The following is a 22209-nucleotide window of genomic DNA, read 5'->3' as shown; positions in this document are numbered from 1 at the left end:
TCAGCCCCGCAGGGGTTGTTTGACGAGGCTGCCTCGCAGGACGAACAGGACCAGGGCAATCAGGCACGCCGTGACCTGAATGCCTCCCAGTGCCGTGACCGGCGCAAAAGGCAGGACCGAGGCCAGCCAGGTGGTCAGTGCGGCGGCGGCCATGGAGACAAAGCCCAGCAGTGCCGACGCCATTCCGGCCTCCTTGCCGAAAGGCCCCATGGCGATGGCCGTGCCCAGCGGATTGGCCAGCCCCATGCCCCAAAGAAAGGTGATCATGGACAGGGCGTAGCCACCCAGGCTTGGATTGGCCGGGCCCACCAGCAGCAAGGCCCCGCCAGCCATGGCGCAGATGATTCCCAGCAATGCGATGATCGCCGCGCCATGGCGGTGAGCCAGGCGCGGCGCTGCCATGCCCGCCGCGAACACCACGAACACCGTGGAGGCGAAGTACAGGCCGGTCTGCAGCGACGTCAGGCCCAGGCCTTTCATCAGGATGGCCGGGGCCGCGGCGAACGAGGCGAACAGGCCGCTCATCAAAAGGCTCATGGAAACGGCCGGCAGGATGAAGCGCTTGTCCAGGGCCAGGCGCCGATAGGCGAGCAGCACGCTCCTGGCCGAATGCGGTGCCCGGCGGTCAGCGGGGTGGGTTTCGCCAAGGCCGCGGACATAGAAGAGGGCGAGGGCGATGCCTGCCAGCCCCACCAGGATGAAAATGGCGCGCCAGCCGAGGGTGTCGGTCAGCACACTGCCCGCCAGCGGCGAAAACCCCGGTGCGGCAGCCGTGGCGACCATGGTCAACGACAGCGCGCGGGCGAGGGTCTCGCCCTCGAACAGGTCGCGTGCAATCGCCCTGGACAGGACCGAGGTGGCGCACACGCCCAGCGCCTGGACCACGCGCCCGGCGATCATGACCTCCAGGGTCGGCGCGAAACCTGCGATGACGGTGCCGACGACAAAGACGCACAGCCCGCCCAACACCAGCTTCTGGCGCCCGTAACGGTCGGCGAGCGGGCCGACGATCAACTGGCCGAGCGCGAACGTGATGAAGAAGCTGGAGAGGGTCAGCCCCAGCTCGCGGGTGGTCACCCCGAGTTCGTCGCCGATGGCTGGAAATGCCGGCAGAATGATGTTGGTGGAGAGCATGCCGATGGCGGCCAGGCCTGCCAGCAGCGCCACGGTCCGCCCGGTCAGGGGTTGAAGTGCCTGGGTGGAGTCGCTTACGGAAGCCGTCATCCCTTTAAGCCTGTTGATCGAAGCGGTTGTGGTGAGCGACCAGGAGACAAAAATCAGCCAACAAGGTCGTTGTTATGTATGATGATCATCATATTTAGCGGCAAGCATGATGATCATCATGTAATCCGTCAAGCACAAAAACGGAGGTTTCCATGAGGTATTCCTCGGACCAGACAGCAGAGCGCTACGAGAGCATTGTTGAAGAAGCGTCTCGGCTGTTTCGTGCCAAGGGTGTTGCCGGGGCGAGCATTGCCGAGGTGATGAAGGCGTCAGGGCTGACCCATGGTGCGTTTTATGCGCACTTCGACTCGAAGGAAGTGTTGGCGTGCGCCAGCCTCGAACGGGCGATGGATCAGTTGGCGCAAAAGCTGCGCGAGACCTTGTCGAACAGTGACGTGCCCAAGCAAGCGTTCCTGGCCATGTACCTTGCCGAGTCGCACCGGGACCACCCGGAAACCGGCTGCGCCATGCCCGCGCTGGCGATTGACGTGGCGCGTGAGCCCGGCATGCGCCGCTCCTTTACTCAGCGGGTGGCGCGCATGGTCGAGACGTTGAAGTCCGGCCTGCCATGGCGGCCTGGTCGCTCGAGGGAAGACCAGGCCACCAGCTTTGTCGCCTCGATAGTGGGGGCGATGGTGCTGGCCCGAGCGGTCGACGATCAGGCATTTTCCGCACGCATCCTGCGGGCGACCCATGAAGAACTGCTCGCCGCTGATCGGCAGGCGCAGGAGCCCACAACATCGGCGCCAGTCGAGGAAAGCAGTGATGCTTACAAGCAACCTGTCGCAACAATATCTAGCAAGCTAGATAATGTTGAGCGACAGGCGTCAGCAACCGGACTCGACGCCCATCTGTCGTTCGCCTTGTACAGCGCTTCGAATCGGATGATGCGCCTTCACAAGCCCTTGCTGGATCCCTTGGGCCTGACGTTCCCGCAGTACCTGGCGATGCTGGAGCTGTTCAATGACGCCCCCAGGACCGTGGGCGACCTCGGCGCCAGGCTCGGCATGGACACCGGAACCATCACCCCCTTGCTCAAGCGCTTGGAGACGTCGGGCAGGGTGACACGCACGCGGGACAAGGACGATGAGCGTCGAGTGCTGATTGCGCTGACCGATGCCGGCGAGGCCTTGCGCGAAGAGCTCCTGGCGGTCGGCCAGGCGATCGAGGCGGCTTGCCCGCTCAACCGGGAGGCGCGGCAGGCGCTGGCGGCGTTTGCGCGAGGGGCGGGCGAATAGCATCCCTGGCTATAGGGCCGGGCGCCGTGAAGGGCGCCCGGCCCGTGATTACATCGCCTCGGCCTCGGTCAGCCCCTGGTCTTCACCGAGGAACCCGCCACTCTGGTGCTGCCACAGCCGGGCGTAGGTGCCGTTCCTGGCGAGCAGTTCGGCATGGGTGCCTTGCTCGATGATGCGTCCGTCATCCATGACGATGAGGCGGTCCATGGCCGCGATTGTCGAGAGGCGGTGAGCGATGGCGATGACGGTCTTGCCTTCCATCATTTCATCGAGACTTTCCTGGATGGCGACTTCGACTTCCGAGTCGAGGGCGCTGGTGGCTTCGTCCAGCAACAGGATCGGCGCGTTCTTGAGCATCACCCGGGCGATGGCAATGCGTTGGCGCTGGCCACCGGAAAGCTTGATGCCACGTTCGCCCACCAAGGTGTCGTAGCCGGTGTGGCCCTGGCGGTCGCTCAGTTGTTGGATGAACCCGTCGGCCTGGGCGTTCACCGCGGCCTGGTGGATCTGTTCGTCGGTCGCGTCCGGGCGGCCATAGGCGATGTTGTCACGGATGGAGCGGTGCAGCAGGGACGTGTCCTGGGTGACCATGCCGATGGCGCTGCGCAGGCTGTCCTGGGTCACCTTGGCGATGTTTTGCTCGTCGATGCGAATCTCGCCGCTGTCCACGTCGTAGAAGCGCAGCAGCAGGTTGATCAGCGTCGACTTGCCGGCACCGGAGCGGCCCACCAGACCGATCTTCTCGCCCGGGCGGATACTCAGACTCAAGCCATCGAGCACCTGACGCTCGCCGCTGTAGTTGAAGCTCACGTTGTCGAACGTGACCGCGCCGCCAGCAGGGACCAGCACGCTGGCGTCAGGCGCGTCCTGGACCTTGGGCCCCCGGGTGAGGGTTTCCATGCCGTCCTGCACGGTGCCGATGCTTTCGAACAGAGAGGTCATCTGCCACATGATCCAATGCGACATGCCATTGATCCGCAGTGCCATGGCCGTGATCGCCGCCACCGCGCCGGTGCCGACTTCACCTTGGTGCCACAGCCACAAGGCATAGCCGCCCGCGCCGATGATCAGCGCCACCACCAGGGCCTGGTTGACGATCTCGAACTGGCTGACCAGGCGCATCTGGCGAAAGCCCGTCTGCTTGAAATCTTCCATCGCCGCCCGCGCGAAGTGCGCCTCACGCTTGGAGTGGGAGAACAGCTTCACGGTGGTGATGTTGGTGTAGGCGTCCGAGATGCGCCCGGTCATCGACGAACGTGCGTGAGCCTGTTCCTGGCCGACCTGTCCCAGGCGCGGCACGAAATACAGCATGGCGAGCCCGAACAGCACGATCCAGGCAATGAACGGCAGCATCAGTTTCAGGGCGAAACCGCCGGCCAGGGCAATGATCGCAATGAAGTACACGCCAATCCCGGGGGCGATCTCGATGACGGTGAACAACACTTCGCGCACCGCCAGCGCTGTCTGCATCACCTTGGTCGTGACCCGGCCGGAGAACTCATCGGAAAAGAACGAAAGGCTTTGCCGCAGCATCAGCCGGTGAAAGTCCCAGCGCAACCGCAGCGGCAGATTGATCGCCAGCACCTGGTGCTGGACCATGGTCCGCAACGCCACCAGCCCGATGCTGGTGACCAGTACGATGCCGATCCCCCATAGCACACGGCTCTCCTGGCCCTGTGCATCGCCGCCGGCCTGCCAGGTCGAAAGCAGGTCCACGACCTGCCCGAGAAACGAGAACAGCCAGGCTTCGTAAATCGACACGCCGGCGCTCAACAGCGCGAACACAAGGATGTAACCGCGGGCACCCCGCGTGCAGGCCCACAGGAAACGGGTCAGGCCGACCGGGGGCGGGGGCGCTTCATCAGGTGGGAAAGGGTCGAGTCTTCGTTCGAACACACGAAGCATTGTGGCCTCCGAAAGGATCAAGTCGGGGGTGATTGTCCCATGTTACGTCTGCCTTGAGGGGCGTACGGCCCGATGTTCTGTGAGCCGGGCAGGCCGCGCCCATGTCCAGCCGCTTGAACGCCCCCTGCAAGTCATCTCTGACAACAGCATCGCGAGGAAGTCAGGCGCGCTTGCACGATTATTCTCTGACAGGGATCGACAACGTAGCCCGAAGGCCGCCCTCTGGCCGGTTGAGCAGTTCGATCCGTCCGCCCAAACGCGTTGCGATGGTGGCGACGATGGTCAGGCCAAGGCCCGCGCCTTGTGGACTGCCGCGGCTGTAGAACCGCTCGAACAATCGTGCTCGATCCGCCTCGTCGATGCCCGGTCCCTGGTCGTCGACGTTCAGTTGGTAGAAGTTGTCGACCCGGGTCAGTTGTACGGTGATCACGCCGTGTTCCGGGGAGAAATTGGCGGCGTTGGTGATCAGGTTGTTGAGGGCGATGTCGACAGTGGCCGCGTCGGCCAGGACATGGAACGGTTGGTCGCTGACGTCGAAGGCCAGTTCCAGGTGCTTGCTCAACAGCCACGGGGTGAGCTGCACCAGGCTGTTGCGCACGGTCTCGCTGAGGTCGATGTGCTCCAGCACGGGTGCGCCGGCCTTGGGTTCGAGGCGGGCCATGGTCAACAACTGGCTGACCAGGCGACTGGTGCGATCGACCCCGGCGATGAGGAACGCCAGGGACTCCCGTCGCTCCTGTTCGGTGCCGGCCTCCTGCAGGTTTTGCGCGTGCACCCGGAGCACCGCCAGCGGGGTGCGCATCTCGTGGGCGGCGTCGGCGATAAAGCGCCGCTCGCGCCCGAGCACTTCCTGTATCTGCGCGAGCATGCGGTTGAGCGCCGCCTGCATGGGTTCGAGCTCGCTGGGCAGCGGCGTCAGTTGCAGGGGTTCGAGGGAGCCGCTGTGGCGTGCGCGCAGGGTCGCCGCCATGTTCGCCAGCGGCTTGAGGCCCCAGCCGATGGCGAGCCAGACCATCGCTGCGAGCAGCAGGCTACCGATCGCGTTCGGCCACAGCGTGTGACGCACGATCCGGTCGACCAGATCCGCGCGCACGTCACCCCGTTCGCCGACCCAGATGCGCAGGCCGTTCTGTGGGTCTTCGAGGATGAAGGCGCGCCAGTGACGGCTGTTCAGGTCCACCACGTCGCTGAACCCAGGCTGGGTCGGCGGCGAGCGGAAGGAGGGCGCGCTGGCGGTGTGCACCAGGACGTCGCCTGCACGGTTCCATACCTGGAAGGCGATCTTGCGCTCGTAGGGATGGCCGTCGCCGCGCAACGGCGCGTCGGCCAATGCGTCGTTGAACGCCCGGTACAGGTCGGCATGCTGCTGCGCCGCCAACGGCATGCGCATCACCCCTTGCAGCAGCCGCGCGTTTTGCGCCAACTGCGCGTCATAGACTTCCGCGATTTCGTGGTTGCTGTCGTGCAGGTTGAACGCGCTGAGTACCGCGAGCCCTGCGAGCAGCAGGCCGATGATCAAGGTGAGGGTGCGGCGGCGGATCGACGTCATCGGCGTTCTTCCACCAGGTAGCCCACGCCACGGATGGTGCGGATCAGATCGGCCGAGAATTTCTTGCGCAGGTGATGGATGTGCACCTCCAGCGTGTTGCTTTCGGCTTCTTCACTCCAGCCGTAGAGCAGTTGCATCAGTTGGTCCCGGGTGATGACCCGGCCCGGCGGTGACAGCAATTCGTGCAGGAGCTGGTATTCCTTGGGCGTCAGGGCGACGGGCTGGCCGTGGTAGCTGGCTTGCTGCGTACTGGGGTTGAGGCTGATGCCGGCGTGCTCGATCAACGCCTGGGCCCGCCCGGCACTGCGTCGCAACAAGGCCCGCAAGCGGGCCTTGAGTTCGTTGAGGTCGAAAGGTTTGACCAGGTAATCGTCCGCGCCGGCATCCAGCCCGGCGATGCGATCCTCGGTGGCGTCGCGAGCGGTGAGGATCAACACCGGCAGGTTCGAGCCGGTATTGCGCAAGCGGCGCAACACGTCGAGGCCGTCCATGCGCGGCAACCCGAGGTCGAGCACGGCCAGGTCGAAGGTTTCGCTGAGCAATGAGTGCAGGGCGCTACCGCCATCCTTGAGCCAGTCCACGGTGTAGCCCTCGCGCCCCAGTGCCTGCTGAATGCCCTCGCCGAGGGCCACGTCATCCTCTATCAGTAATAAACGCACCTGGACTCCCATCAGTCGAGTTTTTTGTCCACGTCCACCATCAGCGCGGCAATCTCTTTGCGCCGCCCGGCATCGGCGCTTTCCCGGCCCGGACGGGGCGCGGCTTGCAGGGCTTTTTGCAGCGCCGCCCTGGCTTCAGCGTAGTGCTTTTGACGGTAAAGGTGATCGCCCCAGAAGTACAGGCTGTCGATTCCATCGGGGTTCAGTTGCAGCGATTGCTTGAGCAGTTGCTCGGCCTTGTCGCTGTCGCCAAAGCCGATCGGCCAGCCTGGGACCCGGTCATACAGCGCGGCGAGGCTGGTGTAGGCTGAGCCTTGCAGGGCCTTGGGGTCCAGGCTCAGGGATTTTTCCAGGTCGGCTCTGGCGTCCTTGGCCTTGCCCAACGCTCCGAGGCCGCCCTCGGCGCCGGCCCAACTGCTGGTGACGATGCCTTTCCAGATCCAGGCCTCAGCGACCGCCGGACGTTCGGCAGTGAAGCGTGTGGCTTGCGCCACCAACTGCTCGAATGCGGCGGCGCGCTGTTTTTCCGGCATTTCGTATTGGATGTGCGCCCAGCTCTGCTGGATGCCATCGAGGCGTTGCTGATCGGCGGTGTCCATTGCCCAGGCACCTTGGCTGAGGGCGCCTAGCAACAGGCATGCGAGGATGTTTTTCATGGTTTTGGTGGCTCGTTCTCGGTTTTTTCACTGAGGCGGCGGATCAGCGGCAGTTGCTTGCGCAGGCCGCGGTCCACCAGGTTTGGCAGCAGACTGTTGAGGCGCACGAAGAAGCGCTCCGGCCAGCCCAGGTACACATCGCGGCGCTCCCCGGCGATGGCATGGGCCACCGCCGACGCCACGGCTTGTGGGTCGTCGACGCTGGCCTTGAGCGCATCGTTCAAGGCTTGCGCGGCGGCGCTGTTCATCGAGGTGCGGGTGGCGCGGGGCGCGACGTACAGGACACTGACCCGGGTATCCGCCAGTTCCCGGCGCAAGGCTTCGGAAAAACCGCGCAGGGCAAACTTGGTCGCGCAGTAGCTGGCATAACCGGGGTAGCCGATCGAGCCGTAAGTGGAGCCGACATTGACCACCATTGCGCTGTCCGCCTGCTTGAGCATGGGCAGCAGCCGTTTGGTCAGGCAGATCGGCGCACCGACGTTCACCGCCAGCATCCCCTGGATGTCACTGTCGTCGAGCTGTTCGAGCATGGCGAAGTGGTTGACCCCGGCCGCATTGATCAGCAGGTTGATGCCGCCCACGCTCTCGGCGGCAGCCAGCACCTTGCCCTGGTCGGCCGCCAACGTCAGGTCGGCGGCCACCCAACTGAGGTTCTGCGGATAGCGCTTGAGCAAGGCCAGCAGCGCGTCTTGGTGCCGCGCCACCGCCAGTACCCGCGCACCGGCCGCGCACAAGGTCTCGGTGATCGCCAGGCCGATGCCGCCGCTGGCGCCGGTCAGCACGACTCGCGCCTCATGCAGCTGCATGGTGTGCCTGCGCTTCACGGGGCAGGCCCCGGAACATGTCGGTGTAGAGTCGATAGACAACCTTCGAGGCATGCATCACCGCGGCCTGATCTTCCGGGTCTTCAAGCTTGTTCATCAGTCGGCGGTAGGTCTGCATGTGCTCGATGTCGAGCGAGCCGTGGGAGCTGAGGTAGCTGAAAGCGGTTTCCGGCAAGGCCAGGCGTTCGCGGATGCTGCCGGCGGCGTGGGTGGCCAGGGCGATGCTGGTGCCTTCGAGCACATTGACCATGCCGAACAATCCTACCGGGTTGCCTCGGGCGATGGTGTCATAGAGGAAGCTGGTCATCAGTTCGATCGACAGCGAAGGCTGGCCGTCTCGAACGGCGTCACGGTCCCCGCCACATGCGGCGATATCGTTGAGCACCCACTGTTCGTGGCCATATTCATCCTCGATGTACTCGCACACCGCCTTGCGCAGCCATTCCAGGCGTGTTGGCAGGCGCGCGCCGCACGCCATCATCAGCGGCACCGTGTGGCGCACGTGGTAGTAGGCCTGGGCCAGGAACGCGCGATAACTGTCCAGGCTGACCCGGCCTTGCAACGCATCGACGATGATCGGCAGGTTGAACAACTCGTGGCGTTCCTGTTGCGTGGCTTCTTGCAGGGTGTCGAAAAAACTCATGATGCAGGCTCCTCGGAAAGGGCGGATTCAGTCAGTTGGTTGCGATACAAAGCGACGATGGCGTCACGACGGGGACGCCCATTGGCGGTGAGCAAACCGTTGGCGGCGCTGAAGGGCTGGGGCAGGCGGGTCCAGCGGTGCACCTGGGCATAGCCGGGAAGTGCCTGGTTGGCTTCGGCGACGGCGGCGGCCAGTTGCTCGTCGCTGCAATCAGGGCGATGGGGCCAGAGCAAGGCATGGTTGAGTGGTTGGGCCTCGCCGTACACGAAGGCTTGGGCGATGTGGCGGCGCTGGGTCAGTTCGGACTCGATCCACTCTGGATTGACGTTGCGCCCGAAGCTGGTGACGAACTGATGCTTTTTGCGACCCTTGAGGTAAAGAAACCCTTCGGCGTCGAATTCACCCAGGTCGCCGCTCGGCCACCATTGTTCGGTGTGCAGCGGTTCGCCCAGGTAACCCAATAGGGTCGAGCCCTTGATCAGCACTTCACCGTCCTCGGCCAGGCGTACTTCAACATGGGGCAGGGGTTTGCCAACGCTGCCAGGCCGGTGAGCGCCGGGGCGGTTGAGGCACACCACCGAAGCGCATTCGGACAAGCCGTAGCCTTCGTAGACCGGCAGGCCGAGCCGCTGCGCGCGGTGCAGCAGGTCTTGCGCCACCCGAGCCCCGCCCACCGCGACAAAGCGCAGGTGACGCGGGTCGAACGCCTGTTGTTCGGCGGCGCTGACCAGCATCAACAGCAACTGGGGCACCAGGATCAGGCTCTGCGCCTTGCGGTCGGCGAGGTTGCTCAGCAGGCGCGGCACGTCCACGCCGCTGGCGCCCTGGATGCCCAGGGTTTTCTGGCTTGGCAGGCTCAACGTGGCTCCGGCGTAGAGGGCGGCGTAGCAGCCGAGATTCTCCAGCAGGATCGCCAGCGGCAGCAGTGCCACATGGTGCTGCGGCGCGCTGGGCAGGCTGGCCTGCTCCAGTTCCCTGGCCACCCGTAGCAGGCTGTCGGCGCTCAGGCAGACGCCTTTGGGCGTGCCGGTGGTGCCGGATGTAAAGGTCAACTTGGCGGTGCCGGCCGGCAGGCGCTGCCCACCCTCGAAGGTGCGACACCAGAATTCACCGCGCCGGGTGTAGCCAGCGGCGATTAATTCGTCCGCAAGCTCCGGCTCGGCAACGACCCGTGTCGCCTGGCTCTGCATCAAGCAATGGGCCCGCTGGGCCGGGCTGAAAAACGGCGGTAGCGTCACGCAGGCCACGCCTTCCCACAGCGCGGCCAGGTCCCACAGCATCGCCTCGATGCCATTGTCCAGCGCCAGGGCGATGACGTGCGCCTGTTCTTCGCGCAAGCGCTCCTGGCGATACAGCACCTGGGCGTACAGGGTCACGTAGTCGATCTTCTGGGTGTCGCCCCACAGCGCCACGGTGCCGTCGTTTCGTCCGGCATGGCTGCGCAAGGTTTCCTGGAAACGCTGCAGTTCAAGCGACATGGCAGGCACCTTCAATCGACGTGGGCAAACCGAGGCGAGTGAACAAGCCGATGTTGCGTAAATGAATGAACCCGGCACGGATGTTCCCCACGTGCACCCAGGGCTTGCTTTCGTAATAGCTGCCCCAGTGATGGCGCTCCTCGCCCAGGCGTTCGGGGTCGGCGGCGCACAGCGTCACCGGCTTGAGGCCCAGGCGGTGGAAGCTGTTGACCAGGCCGATGTTGCCGGTGAAAGTCACCCACTCCAGCCCACCCATGGCCAGCAGGTAGGTAATGGCGATGATGCACAGACGGGCGCTGCCGGTGTCACTGGCCGCGAGATTGCCGACCTCGACGATCACGCGACGGTCCACCGTACGGTCGGCGGCTGCGCTGACCAGCAGCTCGATCGGCGCTTGCAGGTAACGTTCGAGAAACAGCGGCTCAAGGTGCGCGCGGCGCAGGCCGGCCACCGCGCAGAGCTCGCCAGTGCCGTTGTGCACGCCCAACAACTGGGGCATGAACTGACGAATGTCGGCACCGTGGGCCTTGCGAAAACGCTGTTGGATAAACGCTTCGAATACGGCTCGCTGAGCGTCACCGTGCTCTGCACCGGACAGGCTCATCAGGGGTGTTTCAGCCTGGCCAAAGTGCAGGGGCAGGGGGATGTTCCAATCGGACTCGGGCATGGGCAGAACGCCTCCCTCAATGGATTTGAGCGAAGTATCCGTGCCGTTTCTTAACGAAGTCTGAAGGTGAAGAAGGGTTAATGACGGGTGGGGTCGTGGACGCCCAGGAAGAAGGGATGTGCTGGCCAGTCGTATCGGTGGTTTCCGATACGACCGTGAACACAGGGCTCTATTGCGCGGGCAAGAGGATCACGAAGTTCTTTTTCATGTCTTCCAGCACGGTCCATGTCCCCTTGGCGCCCGGTTCGATAATGAACGTGTCGCCAGCGGCCAGTGTGAGCGGGGCGCAACCTTCAAGCTCGATGACGCAGCGTCCACTCAGGACATGGCAGAACTCCCAAACCTTGTAGTCGATGCGCCACGCTCCGGTGCTGGCTTCCCATTCTCCGGAAATGCGACCTTGCTGTTCATCGTGATAGTACTTGGACGTCAGCGTGTGAGGGGTGCCTTCAAGGACTTCTTCAAAAAAGGGAAGGTCGCGCACCGGTTGGATATCCAGTTCGCGGAATACGGTCAGTTTCTTGTTCATGGTTTTTTCTCGAGCACGTTTTGGGTAGGGCGATACATCAAGTAGGCTTCACCGGTTACGCCCAGCATCGGGTGCGGAACGATCTGGCAGGTTTTAACAATTTGAAAACCATGCCGTTCGTAGAATCGGCGGGCACCGTGGTTTTCTGCATAATCGATCAGGCATAGCCCCTCCAGCCCAGAGTCTTCGGCGCGCTGCTGGGCGTGGCGAAGAAACTTGACGCCCAGCCCCTGGTTGCGCCAGGCCTCGTCCAGAGCCAGGCTGGATATGTACAAGGTATCGGGTATTTCCATGTCGGAATAAGGCGCGAGGACCGGGTCGGTCTCGACAGGCCCGTCAGGGGCCGCGCGCAAGGCATAGCTATGCATCATGCCGATGACACGCCCTTCGAAAGTGGCCATCAGGCAGTTCTTGTAGGAAAAGTCGCCGTGTTCCCTGGAATAGCGAGACGCACCGACACTCAGCAACGCTTCTCCCGGTGCGGCAAGCTTGCTCCATATGTAATCGGCCATGCCCTCCGATGTCAGTTGAAAGAAGCGCGCAATATCGTGCGCGTCCGAGGCTTGAGCGGGTCTGAAGTCGATAGGCATGTAGGGTGCTTCCATGGGATCGGGTGGTTAGTTTTTAAGGATTACGCCTTTAACAGGGGTGGCAGGGTAGGCGGTTTGAGCGGTTCCCATCATGCTCTGGGCGAACACCATCAGCACGGCGTGCGACGCCGCCCCATGCTCAAATACACGTGGCCGTAAAATGGATGCTTCAATCGCCAATCTTGGAGGGGGATTTGCCGACCTTGCTCGATGCCCTGACTTCCACGCAGAGATCAGGGACTTCGCCGTCAGCGTGTTTGCTGGGTTCGGTTGGTGACGCTCGATTACAGGCTGTCGGGGTCGCCGAAGAACATTTTGACTCGGCTCTAGGACGACTTCTCAGCGATTCAAATAGAGGGCTGTCTCTTTGTTACAGCCCTCCAGCGCAGAGGGTTCGTTAGAGCAGCTCAACCGAATTGGTTTGCCGATTCAACTGCGGTTTCAGGCTTCCACCTACGTGTTAACTGATAAGCAATTGCCAGCCATATGAACCACCCCGGCATGACCAACAGGGCAACGCGGGTGTCAGGTCTTAATGCCAGCAGGCAGAGAACGAAGCCCAGAAAAGCCATTGAGAACCATGCCATTGGAACGCCGCCGGGCATCTTGTAAGCAGATTTGGCATGAAGCTCGGGACGCTTTTTGCGGTAGGCAATGTAAGATGCGAGAATGGTTGACCAAGTGAAGATCACCAGGATCGCAGACACGGTGGAAACGATGGTGAATGCCGTCATGACTTCCGGAACGATGAACAGCACGAGCACACCCAGCAGCATCAATAGTGTTGTGAAGGCCAGGCTCAGCAAAGGCACGCTGTTGCCTGATAGACGCCGAAAAATACCCGGAGCGTTGTCTTGATTCGCCAACCCGAACAGCATGCGGCTCGATGAAAATACACCGCTGTTGGCCGATGAGGCCGCCGAGGTCAGGACCACGAAGTTGACGATACCGGCCGCTGCGGGGAACCCGGCGACGAGGAACAGTTCGACAAAAGGGCTTTTGACGGGGGAAACCTGTTGCCACGATGTCACGGCAATAATGCAGCTCAGCGCGAGGACGTAGAACAGGATGATCCGCAGCGGAATAGAGTTGATGGCTTTGGGCAGGGTCTTCTCCGGCGAGCGGGTTTCAGCGGCGGCGGTGCCGATCAGCTCGGTGCCGGCGAAGGAGAAGATCGCCATTTGAAATCCGGCGAAGAAGCCAAGCAATCCGTTAGGGAAAGCCGCCTGTTTGTCCACCAGGTGGCTCAGGGATGCGGTGACACCACTGGGGGAGACGAAGGAGCTGGCAATCAACACGGTGCTGACGCCGATCAGGGTCACGACGGCAATGATCTTGATGATCGCGAACCAGAACTCCACCTCACCGAACAGTCTGACCGTGAGCACATTCAACGCGAACAGTGTCGCCAGCATGCCGACGGCGGGTATCCACGCCGGCATATCCGGAAACCAGTACTGGAAGAATCCGCCGACCACGACGGCGTCGCCGATCACCGCTACGCTCCAGCTCAGCCAGTACGACCAGCCGAGAAAGAACGCTGCGCGCGGGCCGAGGTAGGCGCCGGCGAAGTCAGCAAAGGTTTTGAAGTTGAGGTTGGACAGGAGCATTTCGCCCATGGCGCGCATGACGAAAAACACGAACAGACCGATGATCATGTAGATGAGGATGATCGACGTCCCGGAGAGGGCGATAATTTTCCCGGAGCCCATGAACAGGCCGGTCCCGATGGCACCGCCCATGGCCATCAACTGGATGTGACGATTGCTGAGCGTGCGCTGCAACGCGGGCTGTTCAAGCAGCCCGGAAGGGTTCGATTTCATTGCAAAACCTCTTGATTTTATGTTTTTGAGTTTTGGCAGAAAGTGGATGTCGAGCGTTTTTGTTAGAGAAGCAGCGGCTAATCAAGACGATGCTTGGAGGGTGAATGGCCCCTCGCCAAGCGGCGAAGGGCGGTCATCACCGATCAACTGACGGTGCGTAGACGCGAGGCTTTGGCCGGTGGTGGATCCAGCAGTTGGAATAGATTTTTGATGTTGGCCGGCGTCGGGACCAGGTGGACACGCTGGCCGATTTGCTGTGCCTGAGCCAGGTCGTTGAGATAGCGCAGTGACGAAAAGTCTTCCAAGGCAAAGCCCACCGAATCAAACACTGTCACTTGCATATCGTTTTCGCGTCCGGCCACTTCGCCCTGCACAATCTGGAAAAACTCTATCACCGGGGAGTCGGCTTCCAGTTGCTGGATGTCGCCCTCAATGCGAGTTTGCGGTTCGAACTCGACGATGACCCGGGCGTTGCGCAGGATGTCGGCGTGCAGTTCGGTTTTACCAGGGCAGTCACCACCGACCGCATTGATGTGCATGCCGGGCTCGATCATCTCGGGCGTCAGAATGGTTGCGTAGGCTTTGTCGGCGGTGACTGTGGTGACGATGTCCGCGCCCTTGACCGCGTCCTTCACCGAGCTGGCCAGAATCACTTCGATGTCCGGGAACGCCGCGAGGTTGTGCTTCAGTTTGAGGGACGCTTCTTGATCGATATCGAAAATACGGATTTCGTTGACGCCCAACATTTCATGAAAGGCCAGCGCCTGAAATTCACTTTGGGCACCGTTGCCGATCAGGGCCATCGAGGTCGCACCGGGGCGAGCCAGCGATTGCGCGACCAACGCGGAGGTGGCTGCTGTGCGCACGGCGGTGGTCAGGGTGAGTTCGCTGAGCAGGGTAGGATAGCCACTCTGCACATCCGCCAAAAGTCCGAAGGCCATGACCGTCAGTAAATTCTGCTGGCCGTTGTTGGGGTGGCCGTTGACGTATTTGAACGAGTACTGCTGGCCATCGTCGGTCGGCATCAACTCGATCACGCCGTCTGTTGAGTGGTTGGCCGTGCGCGGTGATTTATCAAACTGCGCCCAGCGTGCGTAGTCGGCTTCGATGTAGCCCGCCATTTCGCGGATGGCGCGGCGGATACCGACTTGGGTGAACAAGCGTGCAGCATCATCGACATCTATAAAAAGCGTCATGTTCTTATTCTCCGATCCAGGCATTGAAAGGTTGTAGAGCGTGGGGGGCTCAGCTGCGTTTGCTCTCGAAACCGTGCAGTACGTTGACGGCATTGATGCCGATCTCATCGACCATGTAGCCGCCCTCCATCACGAACAGGGTCGGGCAGCCGACGCTCGCGATCAGTTCACCGATGCCAATGAAGTCTTCACTTTCCAGTAGGAAGTGACTGATGGGATCGTCCTTGAACGTGTCGACTCCCAAGGAAATCACCAGCACTTGCGGCGAGAACTGCTGGAGTTTTTTGCAGGCATGGAGCAGGGCGTTGCGATAGCTCTCCCAGGTGGTGTTTTTCGGCAGGGGATAGTTGACGTTGTAACCCTCGCCGGCACCTGCGCCGACTTCGTGGCCGTAACCCGAGAAATACGGGTAGGACACCGCCGGTTCGCCGTGCAGCGACACGAACATGACGTCGCTGCGCTGATAAAAAATGTTCTGCGTGCCGTTGCCGTGATGGAAGTCGACGTCCAGCACCGCGACACGTTTGGCGCCTTGGGTGATGGCCTGCTGCGCGGCAATGGCGGCGTTGTTGAGGTAGCAATAACCGCCCATGTATTCGCGTGCGGCGTGATGACCAGGTGGACGGCATAGGGCGAAGGTACTGTCGTGGCCTTCATCGAGCAGGGCCAGGCCGGTGAGGGCGATATCGGCGCTGGTTTTCACGGCTTGCCAGGTCGTTGCGGTAATGGGTGAGCCAGCGTCCATGGCATAAAAGCCAAGCTTGCCATCGATGAACGTTGGCACCTCTTCGCCGGCCAGATCGCGCACCGGCCATACCAGCGGCAAGGCATCGTGAGTGCGACCGGTTGCGCACCATTCGCTCCAGGCATTTTCCAGAAAACTGACGTAGCGCTCGCTGTGCGCGTTGACGTAGCACGAGCGATCAAAAGCGCGCGGTTCGATGATCTGACCAAGTCCAACCTGTTTGACGCGGTTGTGCACCGTGTCGGCCCGACTCGGCTGTTCGAAAGACGGTTTGAGCGCGCCGTCTTTCAATTCGGTGCCGTGGTGCAACCGGTGGGAATCACTGAAAACTGTAAACATTCTGCGCATCCGTTAATGTGAGCCAGTGCAAATATTCTGTTCCGGCATGGCTGCGCTTTCTTTGCTTTCTTTCCACGATTTGGCGGATTATTCGGAAGTTTTTACTCAGGAGTGGTTTCATGCAGAAAAAAATATCCAAACGCATCAGTCTCGATGAAACCGATCTGGCTATTCTTGAGTTGTTGCAGGAGGACGCGAACATTTCCAATGCCGAACTCAGTGAACGGCTGTCGTTGAGCCTTACTCCGTGCTGGCGGCGGCGCAAGCGAATGGAAGAGGCGGGTGTCATCAAGGGCTATCAAGCCAACCTTGATCGGCGAATGCTCGGGCTGGATATCATGGCATTCGTGCACATTCGCTTTTCCACCCATGCCGATCACGCTCCGGACGCCTTCGAGGCAGTGATTGCGCAATTGCCAGAGGTATTGGCTTGCCACAAGATCACCGGAGATGCCGACTATGTACTTCAAGTGTTGGCCGAGGATCTTGATAGCTATAGCGACTTTATCGAGCAAGTGCTGAGGCGCCAGGTCGGCATCGCGTCTATTCAGTCGAGTCTGGCTTTGCGCGAAATCAAAGCGGGTAGCCGTATGGCCATACCCAAATTGAGCAAGGATTGAAGATCGGACGTTCTGGGCTGAACAAGGCTCTAAAACCTTACCGCCACGTCCGTCGTCATAAGCATCTGCTGAAAGCGCTTCCATATGCGCGAGTTAGCTGAGACGAAGCGCAAGCTGAGCGTCAGATAAAAGCTCCACATTACGTGATCCCTGGCTTAATACACTTGCTCCCGCGAATGGCAGCTTTCGGCCCAGGCTGCGTGAAAACGCACTCAATACGTCGAGAGTTGAGAACTACGGGCGCTCCTCGCGAAGGGTATCAACCCCAAGTTGACCGCAAATAAAAGCGACACGCTGCGGCTGTGAACAACATCACTGGACAAGTGGGCACGCAAGTAAGCTAGGCTGTTCGCGCGACAGGTCATCGGTATTCGATGGCCTGAAAAATAAGGCGCTATCAATGTCGAAGCATTTGCTGTTGGGCTGGACCCTTTCCTTGTGCGTGCTTACTGCCTTGAGCGGCTCGGCCACCATGGCAGTTGCTGCCTCGCCTAACGCTACGGCGGTATCGGACACGCAATCGGTGTCCCTGGCAGGCGGCAAGCTGAACTTCGTGCTGGAAGGCGTCGAGGCCCGTATCTTGAACAGCGAGAACGGCGGCACGATGTACTTCGATCCGAAAAGCGAGCGGGCCATCATCGTTACCGAAGGTCCGGCGCCGACTGCGGGTACCACCCCGGACGCTGCGTTTCGCATTGCCGTGGATACCTTGAAGGATAAGCAGCAGGCCGCCTCACCCAACTTTCGCATGACTGGCGAGAAGACCATCCAGGTGAACGGCTTGAGGATGTACCGCCTGGACGGCACCGACGATTTCAACGGCCTGAAACTGCTGATGGCCTCGCTGATGACGATGAGCGATCAGAAGATCACCATCATCGAAGTGATGTCCAGCGAAAACGACCCGGCCGGCCATACCGCTGCGCTGGAGAACATTCTGGGCAAGTAAACCGCAGGTTTCCGGATAGTAGGCTGTCGGCTCCCGACGGTCTGTCTATCACCAGGAACCCACATGATCTCGTGCGCAAAGCTTGCCCAAATCGGTGTCGCGCTCCCCGAACCGCTCGCGCCGCGCGGCGACTCTGTACCCGACGTGGTGCACCGCGGGGTGGTCTATGTCAGTGGCCAGCTCTGCTTTTATGGAATTCACTGGAGCTCCATTTACAAGCTATCGGGATCGCCAAAAAACATCTGAATCCGCGACCGCAACCAACGCTCCCCTGGGTCGTTGTCCTGGGAGCCGCGCCAGGCCATGTGCAGTTCGAAGCTGCGCACCGGTATTGGTGGGTCTTCGGCGCGCACGCCGCCGGCGGCGGTGAGGGCGTCGGCGGTGTAGTCGGGTACGGTGGCGATGATGTCGGTGCCTGCCAGCAAGGTACTCAAGCCGTTGAACTGCGGTACGGCCAATACCACGTGGCGCTTGCGCTCGAGCTTTTCCAGTTCTTCGTCGATAAAGCCGCTGAGGTCGCCGGCGAAGGACACCAGCGCATGGGGGCGGGCGCAGAACTCGTCCAGGGTCAGGCGTCCCGGCGCGGTGTCGGCCCGCAGGACCTTGGGCATGCTGCGCCGCAAGACCTTGCGCTTGGCGTTGGCCGGCAGGTCGTCGGTGTAGCTGACGCCGATGGAGATTTCCCCAGAGGCCAGCAGGCCGGGCATCAGGATGTAGTTGACGCGGCGCACCACCAGCACGATGCCGGGGGCTTCGGCCCGCAGGCGCTTGAGCAGCATCGGCAGCAGGGCGAATTCGGCGTCGTCCGACAGGCCGATCCGAAACACCGAGGTGCTGGTGGCCGGGTCGAATTCCGCGGCGCGGCTGACCGCCGTGGAAATCGAATCCAGGGCTGGGGAGAGCAGGGCGAATATCTCCACCGCCCGGGCCGAAGGCTCCATGCTGCGGCCGGTGCGCACGAACAGGGGGTCATCGAACAGGCTGCGCAGGCGTGACAGCGCGGCGCTGATGGCCGGCTGGCCGAGGAACAATTTCTCGGCCGCACGGGTCACACTGCGCTCATGCATCAGTGTTTCGAACACGATCAACAGGTTCAAGTCGACACGCCGCAGGTCATTACGATTCATCTGGGGTCCTGGCTGATTCGGTAAGCTTGACGTGGGCGGCCATATGGCAACAATGGCCGGCATGAATCTTACGGGGAAAGGCTGGTACTCTGCACTGGCTAATTCGGGTTTCCCAGGGATAAAGCCGACAGGAACGGTTCATTTTCTTGCTGCGGAATCAATGACAGGCATGTCGACTATTAATAGCCACTGATGGTCTTGGGTACAAAGCCCGGATAGAGTTCATGGCATTAGAGGTTACTTTGACGAGGTTTGCGATGTCCCGCACGATCCGTTTTCACAAGTTTGGTGGTGCCGAGGTGCTCAAATGCGAAGAGCATGCGGCGGCTCTTCCTGCGCCAGGAGAAGTGCAGGTCCGTGTCGAAGCGATCGGCATCAGTTGGTACGACACCTTGTGGCGCCAGAACCTGGCTTCGTCCCAGGCCCGCCTGCCTTCCGGACTGGGCCATGAGATGGCCGGTGTGGTCACGGCCGTGGGCGAGGGTGTCGACGACCTGGTCGTGGGTGACAAGGTCGCCAGCTTCCCGGCCGAGAGCCCTAACGATTATCCGGTGTACGGTGAAGTCATCGTGCTGCCGCGCACCGCGCTGACCCGTTACCCTGATGTGCTCAGCCCGATCGAGGCGGCCGTGCACTACACGCCGTTGCTGATCGCCTATTTCGCTTACGTCGACCTGGCGCGGGTCAAGCCGGGGCAGTTCGCCCTGGTCACCGATGCCAGCCACTGCGCCGGCCCGTCCTTCGTGCAACTGGGCAAGGCCCTGGGCGTGCGGGTGATCGCGGCGACCAAGACGGCCGACGAGCGTGAATACCTGTTGTCCCTGGGGGCCGAGAAGGTCATCGTCACCGAGGAGCAGGACTTGCTGATGCAAATCAACAAGCTGACCGACAACCGTGGCGTCGACGTGGTCTTCGACGGCCTCGGCGGGCCGCAGATGTCGCTGCTCGGCGATGTGCTGGCACCGCGTGGCAGCCTGGTGCTGTATGGCCTGCAGGGCGGCAACCAGACGCCGTTCCCGGCGTGTGCGGCGTTCCAGAAGAACATCCAGTTCTTCGTGCATTGCATCGGCAACTTTACCGGCAAGCCGGAACTGGGCATCGTCCAGGACCAAGTGGCTTTGCAACGGGCCCTGCGCGACATCAACCAACTGACAGCAGACCGCGTGGTGGTGCCCCTCAAGACCCGGATCTTCCCATTCACCGAGTTTGTCGAAGCCCATCGCTACATGGACGAATGTCCTTGCCGCGAACGTGTTGCCCTCCAAGTCGTCGATCCTGCCTGATCGACGCCTCGCGCAAGAGTCAGTGTCCCGGCTCTTGCGCTGCCTACGGCCTGAGCGCCTGCCTTTCCTTCCTGTGCTGCCGGTCTCGTTGCCGGGTACCTGCCTGCCCAAGTGCCCTGGCTGGGGCCGTCTCTTTCTGATCTGTTTGCCCGCCCGCATCTGAACTGGTTTTTGTCCTTAATCTGTATCTTCCAATCATTGTTTAAGTCCTGATAATTGAACGCTTGTTTTCGTCTCAAGGAAGAAGTCGTGGCGTGGTATAACTTTTCCGAAGGGGGTTGCCCTTCAAATTATAATCAAGGTGCATTGAGCCTTACTTGGTGTAAGCCTATCTACCGATCGTCAATCGTGCCGGTTGTAGTGGGGCGTCGATTCAAGTTCGGCAAGTTCCTTATTTCATGTGCTCATTGTCTGTGGGACGTTGTCGGAAATCTCCTAGGACGTGCTAGGGGATCAACCACGTCCAGTGCCCATGCGGCTTTCAGGGGCGGGTTGAAGGCGGCGAGCGAATCCGCAAACGTATGTATCAAATAATGACATCAAGCAAGGCTTGAATGTACTGCTAATACTCTTTGCAGCACTAGAACAATCTATCCAGATCAATACGTCGCTCGGCCCGTGGGTGCGAAGGCGACGCCGACCGTTGAATTTCCAGGTAAATGGCTATGAGTGCAATCCATGAGCAAGCAATGACTCACGTGTATCAACAAGTATTGCAGCGACTGTTGGGTTTTTATTCCCGGGCAGAACGAACCGCGTTGCAGTTGTTGATCCAGCGTTTAATTGTCGCCGCCGGAGGCATCGATCGGATGGGTGATTATCGCGTGTTGACAGTGCAAAACGGCAGCCGGGATGGCTTCTATGTGCTGACGGCACTGCGAGCCGCACAGTTGAGCATCGCAGGCCGGCATCCAGCGACCTTCGCCTTGCGCGTGGCCACGCCTCGCCTGAGCCAGACCACCCAGGCCACCCTGGAAAACATCCATCGCTGCTACAGCGCGCTGTTCGTCTATGACGACCCTCGGGTCGAGCTGCTGATGGCCGATAATCGCGAGGTGGTGCCGTTCAATCACACGCAGCCGCTGTCGGTGGCGGGACACGAAGCCAATCGCATGGACATGCTGGTGCTGGGGCACCTGCGTGCGGTGGACAGCCCCCTGGAGGTCGGGGACGAGGGTTACCTGGCCATGGCGGAGTTCTATCGGCACATGGCGCGCTGGGAAGCGGGGGTGGATTCACTGGTCAGCAGTGATACGCCGCGCCAGCAGAAAAACTTCATGTCGGGGCTTCGGCGCGCGGCCGGCAAGATCGGCCTGGTGGCCGACAGCGGCAACGGTTTCGACAGCCTCTTTGCCCAGTTGGATACCCTTGGCAGCGAGCTCTATGGGCAGGTCTACGGTCCCGAGCACTTGGTCCCGTGGCAGCCGGAAGGTCACTTCGAGGCCTGTCGGCGGGTGGGGCACATCGGTATCGATGACTTGACCGTCGATCGTCTGGAAGGCACCAATTGGCCTTTGTTCAATGAATTCCTGCGGGTGCAGACCGAGAACCTCATTCCGTCGACGTCCGAGAACGAATACCTCAGCCCGCTGCTGTCGGCGCACTTGCATGGCTTGCAGGCCTGCTATCTGCATGGGCGCAGCTATGAAGCCGGGTATGGGGACTACGCGCAGCGCGCGGTGATGATCATGCACCGCAAGCAACTGCCGGAATACGCCTGCGAGCAGGCGCAGGCGATGTTCGGCTCGCCCCTGCAAATCCCGCAGCGCCGTGTCCAGGCCGCCCAGGAGGCGCAGAAAATCATGGGGCTCAGCGAAACGCAGTTGGTGTGCATGCTGTTTGCGCCATTCGTGGAAGAGGGGGCGGGCCTGGAGCATTTCCTGCGCTGCTGCCACCCGGGCATGCTGGTGGCGATGCCGGACCTGCACAAGGCGATGCAGGGCGCGGCCATTGCCGACCAGGTGGCACATTGGATGGTCGATGTCAGCGGTTTGCCCATGGACGTGCTCGGTACGTTGTATCGGTCGAGCGTCACGCGCTCGGAACGGCTGGAAAACCAGCCCGAACATGACCTGCAACAGGCCTTGGACGGTGCCGACGCGGCACAAGCCGAGCAGGGCGATGATGACCTGTGCGAACGCTCGGCCCGGCATTGAGGAGCGAGG

Annotated in this window: 20 protein-coding genes; 5 read left to right on the top strand and 15 right to left on the bottom strand. The window is 61.5% G+C overall.

The genetic code is table 11. The features are described from left to right. Positions 1-1224, bottom strand: coding sequence for a multidrug transporter CflA (locus VM99_22190; GenBank protein ID AKK00644.1), 1224 nt, complete (start codon positions 1222-1224; stop codon positions 1-3). 851 nt (positions 1225-2075) lie between these two features. Here VM99_22190 and VM99_22185 point away from each other — a divergent pair. After that, a complete protein-coding gene (locus tag VM99_22185) occupies positions 2076-2462 on the top strand; it encodes a MarR family transcriptional regulator (GenBank protein AKK01833.1) in 387 nt (128 codons plus the stop codon). Between the two features lie 48 nt (positions 2463-2510). On the opposite strand, the gene VM99_22180 is transcribed toward VM99_22185, so the two are convergent. The 13 genes from VM99_22180 to VM99_22120 form a co-directional block, all read right to left on the bottom strand. Beyond that, positions 2511-4367 carry a multidrug ABC transporter ATP-binding protein gene (locus tag VM99_22180; GenBank protein ID AKK00643.1) on the bottom strand — a complete coding sequence of 619 codons (1857 nt, stop codon included), beginning with the start codon at positions 4365-4367 and terminating at the stop codon, positions 2511-2513. Between the two features lie 178 nt (positions 4368-4545). Next, on the bottom strand, positions 4546-5916 hold the full coding sequence (locus VM99_22175; GenBank protein ID AKK00642.1) for a histidine kinase: 1371 nt from the start codon (positions 5914-5916) through the stop codon (positions 4546-4548). Further along, entirely contained in the window at positions 5913-6575 is a 663-nt protein-coding gene (locus VM99_22170; protein ID AKK01832.1) for an XRE family transcriptional regulator, read from the bottom strand. The genes VM99_22175 and VM99_22170 overlap by 4 nt, the downstream gene beginning before the upstream one ends. Before the next feature lie 11 nt (positions 6576-6586). Then, positions 6587-7231 (bottom strand): tetratricopeptide repeat protein, encoded by a 645-nt coding sequence (locus tag VM99_22165; GenBank protein AKK00641.1) that lies wholly within the window; start codon positions 7229-7231, stop codon positions 6587-6589. Continuing rightward, positions 7228-8037: a short-chain dehydrogenase gene (locus VM99_22160; GenBank protein ID AKK00640.1), complete on the bottom strand. Its 810-nt coding sequence runs from the start codon at positions 8035-8037 to the stop codon at positions 7228-7230. Before VM99_22160 ends, VM99_22165 begins: the two co-directional genes overlap by 4 nt. Further along, positions 8024-8698: a long-chain fatty acid--CoA ligase gene (locus tag VM99_22155; GenBank protein ID AKK00639.1), complete on the bottom strand. Its 675-nt coding sequence runs from the start codon at positions 8696-8698 to the stop codon at positions 8024-8026. Before VM99_22155 ends, VM99_22160 begins: the two co-directional genes overlap by 14 nt. Beyond that, positions 8695-10176 carry a long-chain acyl-CoA synthetase gene (locus VM99_22150; protein AKK00638.1) on the bottom strand — a complete coding sequence of 494 codons (1482 nt, stop codon included), beginning with the start codon at positions 10174-10176 and terminating at the stop codon, positions 8695-8697. Before VM99_22150 ends, VM99_22155 begins: the two co-directional genes overlap by 4 nt. Then, positions 10166-10843: a thermostable hemolysin gene (locus VM99_22145; GenBank protein ID AKK00637.1), complete on the bottom strand. Its 678-nt coding sequence runs from the start codon at positions 10841-10843 to the stop codon at positions 10166-10168. Before VM99_22145 ends, VM99_22150 begins: the two co-directional genes overlap by 11 nt. 169 nt (positions 10844-11012) lie before the next feature. Then, positions 11013-11372 carry a cupin gene (locus tag VM99_22140; GenBank protein ID AKK00636.1) on the bottom strand — a complete coding sequence of 120 codons (360 nt, stop codon included), beginning with the start codon at positions 11370-11372 and terminating at the stop codon, positions 11013-11015. Next, positions 11369-11977, bottom strand: a complete 609-nt coding sequence (locus VM99_22135; GenBank protein ID AKK00635.1) for an acetyltransferase — start codon at positions 11975-11977, stop codon at positions 11369-11371. Before VM99_22135 ends, VM99_22140 begins: the two co-directional genes overlap by 4 nt. 392 nt (positions 11978-12369) lie before the next feature. Continuing rightward, a complete protein-coding gene (locus tag VM99_22130) occupies positions 12370-13785 on the bottom strand; it encodes an amino acid transporter (protein ID AKK00634.1) in 1416 nt (471 codons plus the stop codon). Between the two features lie 143 nt (positions 13786-13928). Further along, positions 13929-14981 (bottom strand): ornithine cyclodeaminase, encoded by a 1053-nt coding sequence (locus tag VM99_22125; GenBank protein AKK00633.1) that lies wholly within the window; start codon positions 14979-14981, stop codon positions 13929-13931. Between the two features lie 49 nt (positions 14982-15030). Beyond that, on the bottom strand, positions 15031-16065 hold the full coding sequence (locus VM99_22120) for an acetylpolyamine aminohydrolase (GenBank protein AKK00632.1): 1035 nt from the start codon (positions 16063-16065) through the stop codon (positions 15031-15033). A 119-nt stretch (positions 16066-16184) separates the two neighbouring features. On the opposite strand from VM99_22120, the gene VM99_22115 reads away from it, so the two are divergent. Beyond that, positions 16185-16685 carry an AsnC family transcriptional regulator gene (locus VM99_22115; protein AKK00631.1) on the top strand — a complete coding sequence of 167 codons (501 nt, stop codon included), beginning with the start codon at positions 16185-16187 and terminating at the stop codon, positions 16683-16685. Positions 16686-17085: 400 nt separating this feature from the next. Further along, positions 17086-17634: a hypothetical protein gene (locus tag VM99_22110; protein AKK00630.1), complete on the top strand. Its 549-nt coding sequence runs from the start codon at positions 17086-17088 to the stop codon at positions 17632-17634. Between the two features lie 212 nt (positions 17635-17846). Here the strand turns inward: VM99_22110 and VM99_22105 are convergent, their stop codons facing one another. Beyond that, positions 17847-18761 (bottom strand): LysR family transcriptional regulator, encoded by a 915-nt coding sequence (locus VM99_22105; protein ID AKK00629.1) that lies wholly within the window; start codon positions 18759-18761, stop codon positions 17847-17849. A gap of 257 nt (positions 18762-19018) precedes the next feature. Here VM99_22105 and VM99_22100 point away from each other — a divergent pair, with 257 nt between their 5' ends. Both VM99_22100 and VM99_22095 read left to right on the top strand, forming a co-directional pair. Continuing rightward, positions 19019-20044 carry an alcohol dehydrogenase gene (locus VM99_22100; GenBank protein AKK00628.1) on the top strand — a complete coding sequence of 342 codons (1026 nt, stop codon included), beginning with the start codon at positions 19019-19021 and terminating at the stop codon, positions 20042-20044. 665 nt (positions 20045-20709) lie between these two features. After that, positions 20710-22200, top strand: a complete 1491-nt coding sequence (locus tag VM99_22095; GenBank protein AKK00627.1) for a hypothetical protein — start codon at positions 20710-20712, stop codon at positions 22198-22200. The last annotated feature ends 9 nt before the right edge of the window (positions 22201-22209 follow it).

Origin of the sequence: Pseudomonas chlororaphis, assembly GCA_001023535.1 — a bacterium.
Lineage (GTDB): Bacteria > Pseudomonadota > Gammaproteobacteria > Pseudomonadales > Pseudomonadaceae > Aquipseudomonas > Aquipseudomonas chlororaphis_E.
This window is presented reverse-complemented; position numbering and strand designations above follow the sequence as displayed.